The organism is Stenotrophomonas indicatrix (assembly GCF_050573115.1).
GTDB lineage: Bacteria > Pseudomonadota > Gammaproteobacteria > Xanthomonadales > Xanthomonadaceae > Stenotrophomonas > Stenotrophomonas lactitubi_A.
In genome coordinates, this window is the sequence record NZ_JBNYZT010000004.1 from 261,471 (window position 1) to 273,962 (window position 12,492).

The 12,492-nt window shown below is 65.7% G+C and carries 11 protein-coding genes; 9 read left to right on the forward strand and 2 right to left on the reverse strand.

Annotated elements, in window-relative coordinates; translation table 11 throughout:
• The first annotated feature begins 22 nt into the window (after positions 1 to 22).
• Positions 23 to 226, forward strand: coding sequence for a dodecin family protein (locus tag ACQ5SA_RS12080; protein WP_049465447.1), 204 nt, complete (start codon positions 23 to 25; stop codon positions 224 to 226).
• A gap of 6 nt (positions 227 to 232) precedes the next feature.
• Here ACQ5SA_RS12080 and ACQ5SA_RS12085 read toward each other — a convergent pair whose 3' ends face one another.
• On the reverse strand, positions 233 to 1,060 hold the full coding sequence (locus ACQ5SA_RS12085; RefSeq protein WP_499314354.1) for a kinase: 828 nt from the start codon (positions 1,058 to 1,060) through the stop codon (positions 233 to 235).
• A gap of 40 nt (positions 1,061 to 1,100) precedes the next feature.
• On the opposite strand from ACQ5SA_RS12085, the gene pdxH reads away from it, so the two are divergent.
• The 3 genes from pdxH to ACQ5SA_RS12100 all read left to right on the forward strand — a co-directional run bounded on the left by pdxH (position 1,101) and on the right by ACQ5SA_RS12100 (position 2,868).
• Complete coding sequence (gene pdxH / locus ACQ5SA_RS12090) at positions 1,101 to 1,700, forward strand: pyridoxamine 5'-phosphate oxidase (protein ID WP_100460050.1); 600 nt, start codon at positions 1,101 to 1,103, stop codon at positions 1,698 to 1,700.
• Positions 1,701 to 1,935: 235 nt separating this feature from the next.
• Positions 1,936 to 2,397, forward strand: coding sequence for a DoxX family protein (locus ACQ5SA_RS12095; protein ID WP_499314355.1), 462 nt, complete (start codon positions 1,936 to 1,938; stop codon positions 2,395 to 2,397).
• A 33-nt stretch (positions 2,398 to 2,430) separates the two neighbouring features.
• Positions 2,431 to 2,868 carry an SMI1/KNR4 family protein gene (locus ACQ5SA_RS12100; protein ID WP_499314356.1) on the forward strand — a complete coding sequence of 146 codons (438 nt, stop codon included), beginning with the start codon at positions 2,431 to 2,433 and terminating at the stop codon, positions 2,866 to 2,868.
• A 26-nt stretch (positions 2,869 to 2,894) separates the two neighbouring features.
• On the opposite strand, the gene prpR is transcribed toward ACQ5SA_RS12100, so the two are convergent.
• A complete protein-coding gene (prpR, locus tag ACQ5SA_RS12105) occupies positions 2,895 to 4,478 on the reverse strand; it encodes a propionate catabolism operon regulatory protein PrpR (RefSeq protein WP_499314357.1) in 1,584 nt (527 codons plus the stop codon).
• Positions 4,479 to 4,634: 156 nt separating this feature from the next.
• On the opposite strand from prpR, the gene prpB reads away from it, so the two are divergent.
• The 5 genes from prpB to ACQ5SA_RS12130 all read left to right on the forward strand — a co-directional run bounded on the left by prpB (position 4,635) and on the right by ACQ5SA_RS12130 (position 12,288).
• Entirely contained in the window at positions 4,635 to 5,528 is an 894-nt protein-coding gene (gene prpB, locus ACQ5SA_RS12110; RefSeq protein WP_499314358.1) for a methylisocitrate lyase, read from the forward strand.
• A gap of 35 nt (positions 5,529 to 5,563) precedes the next feature.
• Complete coding sequence (gene prpC / locus ACQ5SA_RS12115) at positions 5,564 to 6,721, forward strand: bifunctional 2-methylcitrate synthase/citrate synthase (RefSeq protein ID WP_100553238.1); 1,158 nt, start codon at positions 5,564 to 5,566, stop codon at positions 6,719 to 6,721.
• A gap of 109 nt (positions 6,722 to 6,830) precedes the next feature.
• Complete coding sequence (gene acnD, locus ACQ5SA_RS12120; RefSeq protein ID WP_499314359.1) at positions 6,831 to 9,449, forward strand: Fe/S-dependent 2-methylisocitrate dehydratase AcnD; 2,619 nt, start codon at positions 6,831 to 6,833, stop codon at positions 9,447 to 9,449.
• Positions 9,450 to 9,500: 51 nt separating this feature from the next.
• Positions 9,501 to 10,679 carry a 2-methylaconitate cis-trans isomerase PrpF gene (gene prpF, locus ACQ5SA_RS12125; protein WP_499314360.1) on the forward strand — a complete coding sequence of 393 codons (1,179 nt, stop codon included), beginning with the start codon at positions 9,501 to 9,503 and terminating at the stop codon, positions 10,677 to 10,679.
• Between the two features lie 148 nt (positions 10,680 to 10,827).
• The gene (locus ACQ5SA_RS12130; RefSeq protein ID WP_499314361.1) at positions 10,828 to 12,288 is read left to right on the forward strand and encodes a bifunctional 2-methylcitrate dehydratase/aconitate hydratase; all 1,461 of its coding nucleotides are present in this window, start codon (positions 10,828 to 10,830) and stop codon (positions 12,286 to 12,288) included.
• Positions 12,289 to 12,492 lie beyond the last annotated feature (204 nt).

Sequence of the window (12,492 nt, forward strand, 5' to 3'; positions counted from 1 at the left end):
CGCGCCTGACGGAGTACCTGCCATGTCGGTTGCCAAGGTCATCGAAATCAATGCGTCCTCGCCCAAGAGCGTGGAGGACGCGGTGCGCAGCGGATTGAAGAAGGTGTCCGGGACGGTCAAGGGCATCCAGGGCGCCTGGATCAACGAGACCAAGGTGGTCACCGACGGCAACGGTGAGATCACCGAATGGCGGGTGAACCTGCGGATCACCTTCCTGGTCGAGTGAGCCTGCTCAGCGCAGCGCCTGCACCTGGCGCTGCGCATCCAGCACCACCATCCGGTCGGCAATGGCCGGCAGCGCACGCAATGCCTGCCGGCTGACCCGCTCGTAGTACTGCACGAAGCGCTCCAGCTGCGGCCGGCTCATGCCATGCCGGCCCGGCTGGGCCGCCTGCAGGTTCTGCTCCTGCTGCCAGCGCCAACGCGGCACCACCGAGAAATCCGGGGGTTGCAGGAACCACAGGCGATCGCAGCGCTGCCACAGCGCCGGGTAGTCGCGGGCCAGCGCCTGGTTGCACCAGCGCCGCCAGCGACCATCGGCATCGGCCTCGCGCTCCAAGGCGTTCAGAGGAGTATCCAGTTCGGACGCGTCCTGCGCCGGAGTGCCGAGGAACCAGCCCTCGAACACCAGCAGGTCCAGCGGTTTTTCGAGTTGCGGCCACTGCGCTTCGGGCAGGCGCTCGTCGGCCAGTTTGTCGAAGCGGGGCAGGGCCAGCGGCTGTCGTGCGGCCACTGCATCCAGCACCGCATGCGCCAGCGGCAGGTCGTGGGTGCCCGGCGGGCCACGGGTGATCAACAAGGGATGCACCTGACGTGCCAGGCGCTGGCGCTGCGCGCGGGTCAGGTAGACATCGTCGATGGAGAGCGTTGCGGCGTTCAGGCCACGGGCCTGGGCACGGGCGACCACCTGCGCGGCCAGCGTCGATTTGCCGCTCCCCTGCAGGCCGCTGATCGCCAATACTGGAACGGCTGTACTGCTGCCCAGCGCGTCATCCAGCGCCTGCTCGACCACTGTTTCGGGGAATCCTTTCACCTGGGGCATGTACGCAGCAGCGACCATGCCGCCACAATAGCCCAAACCGTGTGAGAAGAATGCTGTCATGAGCGACCTGTACGCCGAAGCCCTGTCGACCTTTGCCGCCCTGTTCGAAGAAGCGAAACAGAGCCGTGAGGTGGAGCCCAATGCGATGACCGTCGCCACTGCCGATACGCAGGGCCGGCCGTCGGCGCGCACCGTGCTGTTGAAGGCGTTCGATGAGCGCGGCTTCGTGTTCTACACCCACCTGGACAGCCACAAGGGCACCGAACTGCAGGCCAATCCGCAGGCAGCGCTGCTGTTCCTCTGGCGCAGCCTGCGCGAGGCCGGCATCCAGGTGCGAATCGAGGGGCGCGTGGAGCAGGTGGCCGATGCCGAGGCAGATGCCTATTTCGCCAGCCGTCCGCGCATGAGCCAGATCGGCGCATGGGCCTCGCTGCAGTCGAAGACGTTGAACACCCGCGAGGAGTTTGACGCGCGCGTGGCCGAGGTCGAGGCACGTTTCGACGGCAAGGACGTGCCACGTCCGGACGGCTGGAGTGGTCTGCGGGTAGTGCCTGACCGTATCGAGTTCTGGTACGGCGCGCAGTTCCGCCTGCACGAGCGCTGGTGCTATGAAGCGGGTGCGGAAGGGCGGTGGAGCAAGCGTCTGCTGTACCCGTAAGGTGCAGTGATGAGGCGGGTGGCGCTGTATCGCGTGGTGGTATGCGTGCCGTCGCCCGCGCTGGATCATCTGTGTCAGGTGCCGATGGGCGCAGTAGATCCACGCCATGCGTGGATGGAGGCGCCAACACACCGGCTACGGGACCGAATTGTCGCGAACGGACAAGTCAGCTTCATGTGCGAGCAGGCAGGCACAGGGCACACTCCGGCGAATGCCCTCGACTCGCGGAGTTCCCATGCCCTCCTGGCGTTGCCTGTTTGCCGTGCCTTCGCCGCGCCGCGGCATGGAAGCGTTCCTGTTGCTGCTGGCCCGCATCGTGGCCGGCGTGATGTTCTGCGTGTCCGGCTGGAACAAGGTGTTCACCGACGCCGGGCGCGAGCGCATGGTGCATACGCTGGTCGATGCGGGGATCCCGTTTCCGGTGTTCAGTGCGCCGGTGCTCGGCGGCATTGAATGGATCGCAGGTGGACTGCTTGTACTGGGCCTGCTCAGCCGCCCATCGGCGCTGCTGTTGGCGGCGATCTGCGCGGTGGCGGCGTTGACCGACGGTATCGCGCGCATTCCTGCGGGGCTGAGTGTGCCGGATTGGCTGAGCTGGTTCTTCTACCTGAGCGAAGTGCCGCTGGGCGTGCTGCTGCTATGGATTGCCGCAGTGGGCAGTGGCCGGTTTGCCATCGAAGCGCGCTGGAGGCGATGAAAATTGAGAGATACGAAGGCAATTGGAATGGGGATGGATGATGTGATCCAGCGCGTGAATCGCGCATGCCCGGATCGCCAGAATCTTGATTGCGCTTCGACGGCCGAGGCCATGCATCGATTGGGCGTTGGACCTCGCTGCAATATGTGGATGTTCTACATGGCGATCAACGGCGCGCTGCCTCCCATGCACGGGAAGCTTGAGTTGTTGCGCATTGTTGGACCGGGAATTCCGAAGATTCCAGACCAGGTCGAGTACGTTCGGGATCGGTACGAGCTCCCAGCGGATTTTCTTCCGTTGTCATCTGACGAAGGTGAGGGGATGTATTTGTACGATGTGCGAACGGAAGAGGTGCATGACTATTACCTGGCTCGGCATGATCAGTTTCTTTCAGGTGAAGCCCCGGCCCGTTGGAAGAACTTCGTAGATTTCATCGTTTGGTACATCAACGATGATGATCGGGCGGCTTAGATGAAGCAGTCGGGCAAGCTCGACTTCTACAACCCTTCCGCACGCAGCCACCGCCACAGCGTGGTGCGTGAGACGCCCAGCGCCTGCGCCATGCCCTCACGATCATTGCGGTGTTCCTGCAGCAGTGCTTCCAGCTGCGCACGCGGCGGTCGCTTGCCGTTGCTTTCCACCGGTAGCGCCGTGACGCCTTCGTTCACCAGTTCCGGCGCCAGCTGCAGCAGTCGCGCGGCATCGATCAGCCCTTCACCCGGCTGCCAGTGGATGCGCAGCCTATCCACCAGGTTGCGCAGTTCACGCACATTACCCGGCCATTGCGCGGCGCAGAGCAGGGCCAGCGCATCTGCATCCAGCGGTGCATCGATGCCGCGCAGCTCGCGGAAGAAGTGCGTGGTCAGCAGCGGGATATCGCCGCGACGCGCACGCAGCGTGGGCAGCGCGATGCGCAACGCGGCCAGCCGGTAATACAGGTCGCGGCGGAAGCTGCCAGCCGCCGCGCGCTGCTCCAGTGATTGCAGGGTTGCAGCCACCACGCGCAGGTCCACCGGCGTGGGCTCGGTCGCTCCCACGCGCAGCACTTCGCGTTCTTCCAGCACGCGCAGCAGGCGGGTCTGCAACGGCAGCGGCAGTTCGCCGATCTCATCCAGGAACAAGGTGCCGCCATCGGCGGCCTCGACCAGGCCGACGCGGCCACCGCGCCGTGCCCCAGTGAAAGCGCCATCGCTGTAGCCGAACAGCTCGGCCTCCAGCAGCGATTCGCTGATCGCGCCGCAGTTCAGTGCGACGAAGCGACCCCGCCGGCCGCTGGCCGCATGCAGCTGCCGAGCCACCAGTTCCTTGCCGGTGCCGGTCTCGCCCGTGACCAGTACAGTGCTATCGTAGGGCGCGTACAGCGCGATCTGCGCGCGCACGTCGGCCATCGCGTTGCTGTCGCCGAGCAGGGCATGCGCATCGGCGCGCGGTGCGGCCCGTCGGCGTGCGGCCGGGCGCGCGTCCGCAGAGCGTGCCAGGGTCTGGGTCAGTTCCAGCGCGTGCTCGAAGGCCTGCCGCACCGAATCGGCCGAGTACAGCAGCACGCCCGGCAGGCCGGCCTGTTCGGCGTGGTCGATGGCCATGCCGGTGCCGACGATCACCTCGATGCCGTTGGCGCGCAGGTCGGCGATGCAGTCGCGAGCGTCTTCGCGGGTGACGAAACGGCGATGCTCGATGTCCAGGCCGAAGCTCTGCTGGAAACTGCTGAACACCGGCACATCGCTGGCGTGGGTGACCAACCCGATGCGTGGAGCGATGCGGCGCGCGCGCGCCAGCGCTTCCATCAGATCGAAACCGTTAGCTTGGATCGGCACCAGCGGCAGGTCCAGGCGCCCGCGCAGCCAGGCCGCGTTGGAGCCGCCGGCGATCACCACGTCGCAGTGCTCGCGGCGCAGGCGCTGGCCGATCACCGCCACTGCTTCCTCGAAGCCGAGGTTGATCTGCTCGATGCGTGCGCGGCGGTCGAATTCGGGAATGACATCGCCCAGCAGGCCGGTCAAGCGCGAGACGCTGACGGTCCAGATGACCGGGCGGCCGGGGTCGGCATCGGCGTGGCGCAGGGGCGAGCGGGGCAGGTACATGGTGCGGGGATCGGGAGGGGCGATGTTTCATGATACATCTGTTTCAATGTTTCATTTGTTTCACTTCTGTTGGCCGGTCATCCCCGTGAAATCAATCGCTTGCAGGTTGGCATGGTGCTTGCGCTTACCTCCCTGTCCTTCAACCTGGATCGCCGCATGACCGCTTCCACCCCCTTCTCCGCCGGTGCCCGCTTCCGCGAGGCGCTGGCTGCCGAATCGCCGCTGCAGGTGATCGGTGCGATCAACGCCAACCATGCGCTGCTGGCCAAGCGCGCGGGTTTCCGCGCCATCTACCTGTCAGGCGGCGGCGTCGCTGCCGGTTCGCTGGGCCTGCCGGACCTGGGCATCAACACCCTGGAAGACGTGCTGGTGGACGTGCGCCGCATCACCGACGTCTGCGACCTGCCGCTGATGGTCGACATCGATACCGGCTTCGGCCCGAGTGCGTTCAACATCGCCCGTACCGTGAAGTCACTGATCAAGGCCGGCGCGGCCGCCTGCCATATTGAAGACCAGGTCGGCGCCAAGCGCTGCGGTCATCGCCCGGGCAAGGAGATCGTCTCGCAGGGCGAAATGGTCGACCGCGTGAAGGCGGCTGCCGATGCCAAGACCGATCCGGACTTCTTCCTGATCGCACGCACCGACGCTATCCAGGTGGACGGCGTGGACAAGGCCATCGAGCGCGGCATCGCCTGCGTCGAAGCCGGTGCCGACGGCATCTTCGCCGAGGCTGCCTACGACCTGGAAACCTACCGCCGCTTCGTTGATGCGGTGAAGGTGCCGGTGCTGGCCAACATCACTGAATTCGGCGCGACCCCGCTGTTCAGCCGCGATGAGCTGGCCTCGGCCGGTGTGGCCATTCAGCTGTTCCCGCTGTCGGCGTTCCGCGCCGCCAACAAGGCGGCCGAGAACGTCTACCAGACGGTCCGCCGCGAAGGCCACCAGCGCAACCTGATCGACAGCATGCAGACCCGCGAGGAGCTGTATGACCGCATCGGCTACCACGCCTTCGAGCAGCAGCTCGATGCGTTGTTCGCCGCCAAGAAATAAGCAGTACCCTGCACCATCAAGTTTCGGAGGGAAACATGAACGATACGACCGCAACCCCGACCTTCAAGCCGAAGAAGTCCGTCGCCCTGTCCGGCACCGCTGCCGGCAACACCGCGCTGTGCAGCGTCGGCCGCAGTGGCAACGACCTGCATTACCGCGGCTACGACATCCTGGACCTGGCCAACACCAGCGAGTTCGAGGAAATCGCCTACCTGCTGGTGCACGGCAAGCTGCCGACCCGCGCCGAGCTGGTTTCGTACAAGGCCAAGCTGAAGTCGCTGCGTGGCATTCCGGCTGCGGTGAAGGCTGCGCTGGAAGAACTGCCGCCGTCGGCGCACCCGATGGACGTGATGCGCACCGGCGTGTCCGTACTCGGCTGCGTGTCGCCGGAGAAGGACGACCACAACCATCCGGGCGCGCGCGACATCGCCGACAAGCTGATGGCCTGCCTGGGCTCGATGCTGCTGTACTGGTACCACTGGAGCCACAACGGTCGCGCGATCGACGTGGAAACCGACGATGACTCCATCGGCGGCCACTTCCTGCACCTGCTGCACGGCGAGAAGCCGCAGGATTCGTGGGTGAAGGCGATGCACACCTCGCTGATCCTGTACGCCGAGCACGAGTTCAACGCTTCGACGTTCGCCTGCCGTGTCATCGCCGGCACCGGCAGCGACATGTACAGCGCGATCTGCGGTGGCATCGGCGCACTGCGCGGTCCCAAGCACGGCGGCGCCAATGAAGTGGCCTTCGAAGTGCAGAAGCGCTATGACAATCCGGACGAAGCCGAGGAAGACATCAAGGCCCGCGTCGAGCGCAAGGAAGTGGTGATCGGTTTCGGCCACCCGGTCTACACCGTATCCGATCCGCGCAACAAGGTGATCAAGGATGTCGCCCGCGAACTGTCCGAAGAACAGTCGAGCCTGAAGATGTACGACATCGCCGAGCGCCTGGAAACGGTGATGTGGGACATCAAGAAGATGTTCCCGAACCTGGACTGGTTCAGCGCCGTCAGCTACCACATGATGGGCGTGCCGACCGCGATGTTCACCCCGTTGTTCGTGATCGCCCGCACCGCCGGCTGGAGCGCGCACATCGTCGAGCAGCGCATCGACGGCAAGATCATCCGCCCGAGCGCCAACTACATCGGCCCGGAAGATCGCGACTTCGTGGCCATCGACAAGCGTTCCTGATCATCGCCACTGTTTCATTGCTGCATGCATCCGGCTGGCCCCGTGCCGGCCGGATGTTTTCGCCGCCGCATCGCCGGCACCCGGCCCGCCTCAAGTATTCCGCCAGCCCATGAATATCGACTATCGCAAGAACCTCCCCGGCGCCTCGCTGGACTACTTCGACGCGCGCGCCGCGGTCGATGCCATCCAGCCCGGTGCCTATGCCACGCTGCCGTACACCTCGCGCGTGCTGGCCGAAAACCTGGTGCGCCGCTGCGACCCGGCCACGCTGACCGACTCGCTGAAGCAGTTGATCGAGCGCCGTCGCGACCTGGACTTCCCCTGGTTCCCGGCGCGCGTGGTGTGCCATGACATCCTCGGCCAGACCGCGCTGGTCGATCTCGCTGGCCTGCGTGATGCGATTGCGGACAAGGGCGGCGACCCGGCCAAGGTCAATCCGGTGGTGCCGGTGCAGCTGATCGTCGATCACTCGCTGGCAGTGGAGTGCGGTGGTTTCGATCCGCAGGCGTTCGAGAAGAACCGTGCCATCGAGGATCGACGCAATGAAGACCGCTTCCACTTCATCGACTGGACCAAGCTGGCCTTCGAAAACGTGGACGTGATTCCGCCGGGCAACGGCATCATGCATCAGATCAACCTGGAGAAGATGTCGCCGGTGATCTATGTGCAGGATGGTGTGGCCTTCCCCGATACCTGCGTGGGCACCGACAGCCACACCCCGCACGTGGACGCGCTGGGCGTGATCGCCATCGGCGTGGGCGGCCTGGAAGCGGAGAATGTGATGCTGGGCCGCGCGTCGTGGATGCGCCTGCCGGACATCATCGGCGTTGAGCTGACCGGCAAGCCGCAGCCGGACATCACCGCCACCGACGTAGTGCTGGCCCTGACCGAGTTCCTGCGCAAGGAACGCGTGGTCGGCGCCTGGCTCGAATTCTTCGGTGAGGGTGCCGCCGCACTGACCATCGGTGACCGCGCCACCATCTCCAACATGTGCCCCGAATACGGCGCCACCGCGGCGATGTTCTACATCGACGGGCAGACGCTTGATTACCTGCGCCTGACCGGCCGCGAGGAAACGCAGGTCGCACTGGTCGAAAACTACGCGCGCAGCACCGGCCTGTGGGCCGATGACCTGGCCACCGCGAAGTACGAGCGCGTGCTGCGCTTCGATCTGTCGACGGTGGTGCGCAACATGGCTGGCCCGAGCAATCCGCATCGCCGCCTGCCGGTATCGGAACTGGTCGAGCGTGGCATCGCCGATGCCGCCAAGCTTGAGGCCGGCAAGGCCGAACAGGCACAGGGCCTGATGCCCGACGGTGCGGTGATCATCGCCGCCATCACCAGCTGCACCAACACCTCCAACCCGCGCAACGTGATCGCTGCGGCGCTGCTGGCACGCAAGGCCAACGAGCGTGGCCTGCTGCGCAAGCCGTGGGTGAAGTCGTCGCTGGCGCCGGGTTCGAAGGCGGTGCAGCTGTACCTGGAAGAAGCCGGCCTGCTGCCGGACCTGGAGAAGCTGGGCTTCGGCATCGTCGCCTTCGCCTGCACCACCTGCAATGGCATGAGCGGCGCGCTGGATCCGAAGATCCAGCAGGAAATCATTGATCGCGACCTGTACGCCACCGCGGTGCTGTCGGGCAACCGCAACTTTGATGGCCGCATCCATCCGTACGCGAAGCAGGCCTTCCTCGCCTCGCCGCCGCTGGTGATCGCCTACGCCATCGCCGGCACCATCCGTTTCGATATCGAAAAGGATGTGCTGGGCGTGGACACAGACGGCAACGAGGTGCGCCTGAAGGACATCTGGCCGAGCGACGCCGAAATCGACGCGGTGGTGAAGGCTGCGGTGAAGCCGGAGCAGTTCCGCAGCGTCTACAACCCGATGTTCAATGTGCGCGTGGAGCACGCTGCAAAGGTCAGCCCGCTGTATGACTGGCGCGCGCAGAGTACCTACATCCGCCGTCCGCCCTACTGGGAGGGGGCACTGGCCGGTGAGCGCACGCTGGCGGGCATGCGTGCGCTGGCGGTGCTGCCGGACAACATCACCACCGACCACCTGTCGCCGTCCAACGCGATCCTGGCCTCGAGTGCTGCCGGTGAGTACCTGGCGAAGATGGGCCTGCCGGAAGAGGACTTCAATTCCTACGCCACCCACCGCGGCGACCACCTGACCGCGCAGCGTGCCACCTTCGCCAACCCAAAGCTGTTCAACGAAATGGTGCGCAACGAAGACGGCAGCGTGAAGCAGGGCTCGCTGGCGCGCGTGGAACCGGAAGGCAAGGTCATGCGCATGTGGGAAGCGATCGAGACCTACATGGAGCGCAAGCAGCCGCTGATCATCATCGCCGGTGCCGACTACGGACAGGGCAGTTCGCGTGACTGGGCCGCCAAGGGCGTGCGCCTGGCGGGTGTGGAGGCCATCGTTGCCGAAGGCTTCGAGCGTATCCATCGCACCAACCTGATCGGCATGGGCGTGCTGCCACTGGAGTTCAAGCCGGGTACCACCCGCCTGACCCTGGGCATCGATGGCACCGAGACCTTCGACGTGATTGGTGAGCGGACGCCGCGCGCCGAGTTGCGCGTGGTGATCCACCGCCGCGACGGCCAGGACGTGATCGTGCCGGTCACCTGCCGCCTGGACAGCGACGAGGAAGTGGCGATCTACGAGGCAGGTGGTGTGCTGCAGCGCTTCGCCCAGGACTTCCTGGAAGGCGCCAAGGTGGCGTGACACATCCGACGGCCCGGTAACGGGCCGTCTTTCATTGTAAGGAACCGATCCATGGCATTTCTCCCGCAACTCCGCATTCCCGCCACCTACATGCGCGGCGGCACCAGCAAGGGCGTGTTCTTCCGCCTGCAGGACCTGCCCGAAGCCGCACAGGTGCCGGGCGCCGCGCGCGATGCCCTGCTGATGCGCGTGATCGGGTCGCCCGACCCGTATGGCAAGCAGACCGACGGCATGGGCGGCGCCACTTCGAGCACCAGCAAGTGCGTGATCATCTCCACGGCTTCGGTGCCGGATCACGACGTCGACTATCTGTACGGTCAGGTCTCGATCGACACGGCGTTCGTCGATTGGAGCGGCAACTGCGGCAATCTCAGCACTGCCGTCGGCCCGTTCGCCATCGCCAATGGACTAATCGATCCGGCCCGGGTGCCGCGCGATGGCCTGTGCACCGTGCGCATCTGGCAGGCCAACATCGGCAGGACCATCGTCGCCCACGTGCCGATGCGCGATGGGAAAGTGCAGGAGATCGGCGATTTCGAACTGGATGGCGTGACCTTCCCAGCGGCCGAGATCCAGCTGGAGTTCATCGATCCGTCCGATGATGGCGATGCGGGCGCGATGTTCCCGACCGGCAACCTGGTCGATACGCTGGACGTGCCGGGCGTGGGCAGTTTCGAGGTAACGATGATCACCGCCGGCATCCCGACCATCTTCCTCAACGCTGCTGACCTCGGTTACACCGGCACCGAACTGCAGCCGGCGATCAATGAAGACAAGGCGGCGCTGGAGCGCTTCGAGAAGATCCGAGCCTATGGTGCACTTCGCATGGGCCTGATCCAGACGCTGCAAGATGCGGCGACCCGCCAACATACGCCGAAGGTGGCTTTCGTTGCCCCCGCGCAGAGCTACGTGTCGTCCAGCGGCAAGGCGATCCCTGCTGCGGACATCGATCTGCATGCACGCGCGCTGTCGATGGGCAAGCTGCATCACGCGATGATGGGCACCGCTGCGGTGGCGATCGGTACCGCAGCGGCAATCCCCGGCACGCTGGTCAATCGTGCGGCCGGTGGCGGCGAGCGTGAGTCCGTGAATTTCGGGCATCCCTCAGGCACGCTGCGCGTCGGTGCGCAGGCGGCGCTCGTTGACGGTCAGTGGACAGTGTCCAAGGCCATCATGAGCCGCAGCGCCCGCGTGCTGATGGAAGGCAAGGTCCGGGTCCCCGCCGAGTGATGGGCTGGTCGGTGGTGGCATCACATGCTTCGGTAGATGCCAATCTTGGTTGGCATGGAGAAGGCAGCGCCGGGTAAACGTCCGCGCCAACCAAGGTTGGCGACTACCGGGTCTGGCGTGGCCTGGCAAACCTACGAGGAGATCGACGATGTCCGAGAATCAGACCCCATCCAACGCGCGTGCAGCCTGGGATGCGCTGCTGGTGGACGTCGTCGACTACGTGCGGGACACCCGCATCGATTCACCGCTGGCGTTCCAGACCGCGCATCACTGCCTGCTCGACACGCTTGGCTGCGGGCTGGAGGCGCTGTCCTTCCCCGCCTGCAGCAAGCTGCTGGGGCCGCTGGTGCCGGGCATCAGCGTGGCCAATGGCGCGCGTGTCCCCGGCACCAACTTCGTACTCGATCCGGTGCAGGCGGCCTTCAACATCGGCGCGATGGTGCGCTGGCTGGATTTCAACGACACCTGGCTGGCCGCCGAATGGGGCCACCCCTCGGACAACCTGGGTGGCATCCTTGCCGTGGCCGACTGGCTTGGCCGCAATGCGGTCGCGTTGCGACGCCCGCCACCGACCGTGCACGACGTGCTGCTGGCGATGATCAAGGCGCACGAGATCCAGGGCGTGCTGGCGCTGGAGAACTCCTTCAATCGCGTTGGCCTGGACCACGTGCTGCTGGTCAAGGTGGCCACCACCGCCGTCGTCGCGCAGATGCTCGGGTTGGACCGCGAGCGCATGCTCAATGCGGTGTCGCTGGCCTGGGTGGATGGGCAGGCGCTGCGCACCTATCGACATGCGCCCAACACCGGCTCGCGCAAGAGCTGGGCAGCCGGTGATGCGACCAGCCGTGGCGTGCGTCTGGCGCTGATGGCTGCGACTGGCGAGATGGGCTACCCCAGCGTGCTCAGTGCACCGACGTGGGGCTTCGAGGCGGTATCGATGCATGGCCAGGCGCTCACCCTCGGCCGCCCCTTCGGCAGCTACGTGATGGAGAACGTATTGTTCAAGATCAGTTTCCCGGCTGAGTTCCACGGCCAGACTGCGGTGGAGGCAGCGGTCCTGCTGCACCACCAGCTGCGCGCGTTGGGGCGGAAGGTCGAGGACATCGAGCACATCGCGATCCGTACCCAGGAAGCCTGCATCCGCATCATCGACAAGCAGGGGCCGCTGTACAACCCGGCAGACCGCGACCACTGCGTGCAGTACATGGTTGCCATCGCGCTGCTGCATGGGCGGCTGGTAGCCGAGGACTACGAGGACGACATGGCGGCCGATCCGCGGATCGACACGCTGCGCGCGAAGATGGCCTGCGATGAAGACCCGCAGCTGAGTGCCGACTACCTGGACCCGGACAAGCGCAGCATCGCCAACGGCCTGAGCGTGCGCTTCAACGATGGCAGCGCGCTGCCGGAGGTGCTGGTGGAGTATCCGCTGGGCCACGCGCGCCGGCGCGAGGAGGGCATCCCGCTGCTGATGGACAAGTTCCGCCGGCATCTGGCGCACCGCTTCCCCACCGCCCAGCAGCAGCGCATCCTGGCCGCCTCGCTGGACCCGGTGGCCTTGGCGGCGATGCCGGTGACCGACTACGTGGACCTGTACCTGCCGGGGTAGGGCGGGGCCCGTTCCGATGCTCCACCGGGCACCCGCGCTGGACCTGCTCTGGTAGATGCCAACCTTGGTTGGCACAAGGCGGGCAGCGGGCGCGTGACGGACAGCGCCAACCAAGGTTGGCGTCTACCGGGTTTCCGTTGCCGGGTGCCGGCGTCAACGCCTTGACGCGACGCGCCTATAATGGCCACCTCGATCAAGGAGTGA

Bases quoted from the DNA above. Each gene is read 5' to 3' on its own strand.
- prpR (WP_499314357.1), bottom strand. From the start codon at position 4,478: ATGTACCTGCCCCGCTCGCCCCTGCGCCACGCCGATGCCGACCCCGGC.
- prpC (WP_100553238.1), top strand. From the start codon at position 5,564: ATGAACGATACGACCGCAACCCCGACCTTCAAGCCGAAGAAGTCCGTC.
- ACQ5SA_RS12080 (WP_049465447.1), top strand. From the start codon at position 23: ATGTCGGTTGCCAAGGTCATCGAAATCAATGCGTCCTCGCCCAAGAGC.
- prpB (WP_499314358.1), top strand. From the start codon at position 4,635: ATGACCGCTTCCACCCCCTTCTCCGCCGGTGCCCGCTTCCGCGAGGCG.
- ACQ5SA_RS12085 (WP_499314354.1), bottom strand. From the start codon at position 1,060: ATGGTCGCTGCTGCGTACATGCCCCAGGTGAAAGGATTCCCCGAAACA.
- ACQ5SA_RS12095 (WP_499314355.1), top strand. From the start codon at position 1,936: ATGCCCTCCTGGCGTTGCCTGTTTGCCGTGCCTTCGCCGCGCCGCGGC.
- ACQ5SA_RS12130 (WP_499314361.1), top strand. From the start codon at position 10,828: ATGTCCGAGAATCAGACCCCATCCAACGCGCGTGCAGCCTGGGATGCG.
- pdxH (WP_100460050.1), top strand. From the start codon at position 1,101: ATGAGCGACCTGTACGCCGAAGCCCTGTCGACCTTTGCCGCCCTGTTC.
- prpF (WP_499314360.1), top strand. From the start codon at position 9,501: ATGGCATTTCTCCCGCAACTCCGCATTCCCGCCACCTACATGCGCGGC.
- ACQ5SA_RS12100 (WP_499314356.1), top strand. From the start codon at position 2,431: ATGGATGATGTGATCCAGCGCGTGAATCGCGCATGCCCGGATCGCCAG.
- acnD (WP_499314359.1), top strand. From the start codon at position 6,831: ATGAATATCGACTATCGCAAGAACCTCCCCGGCGCCTCGCTGGACTAC.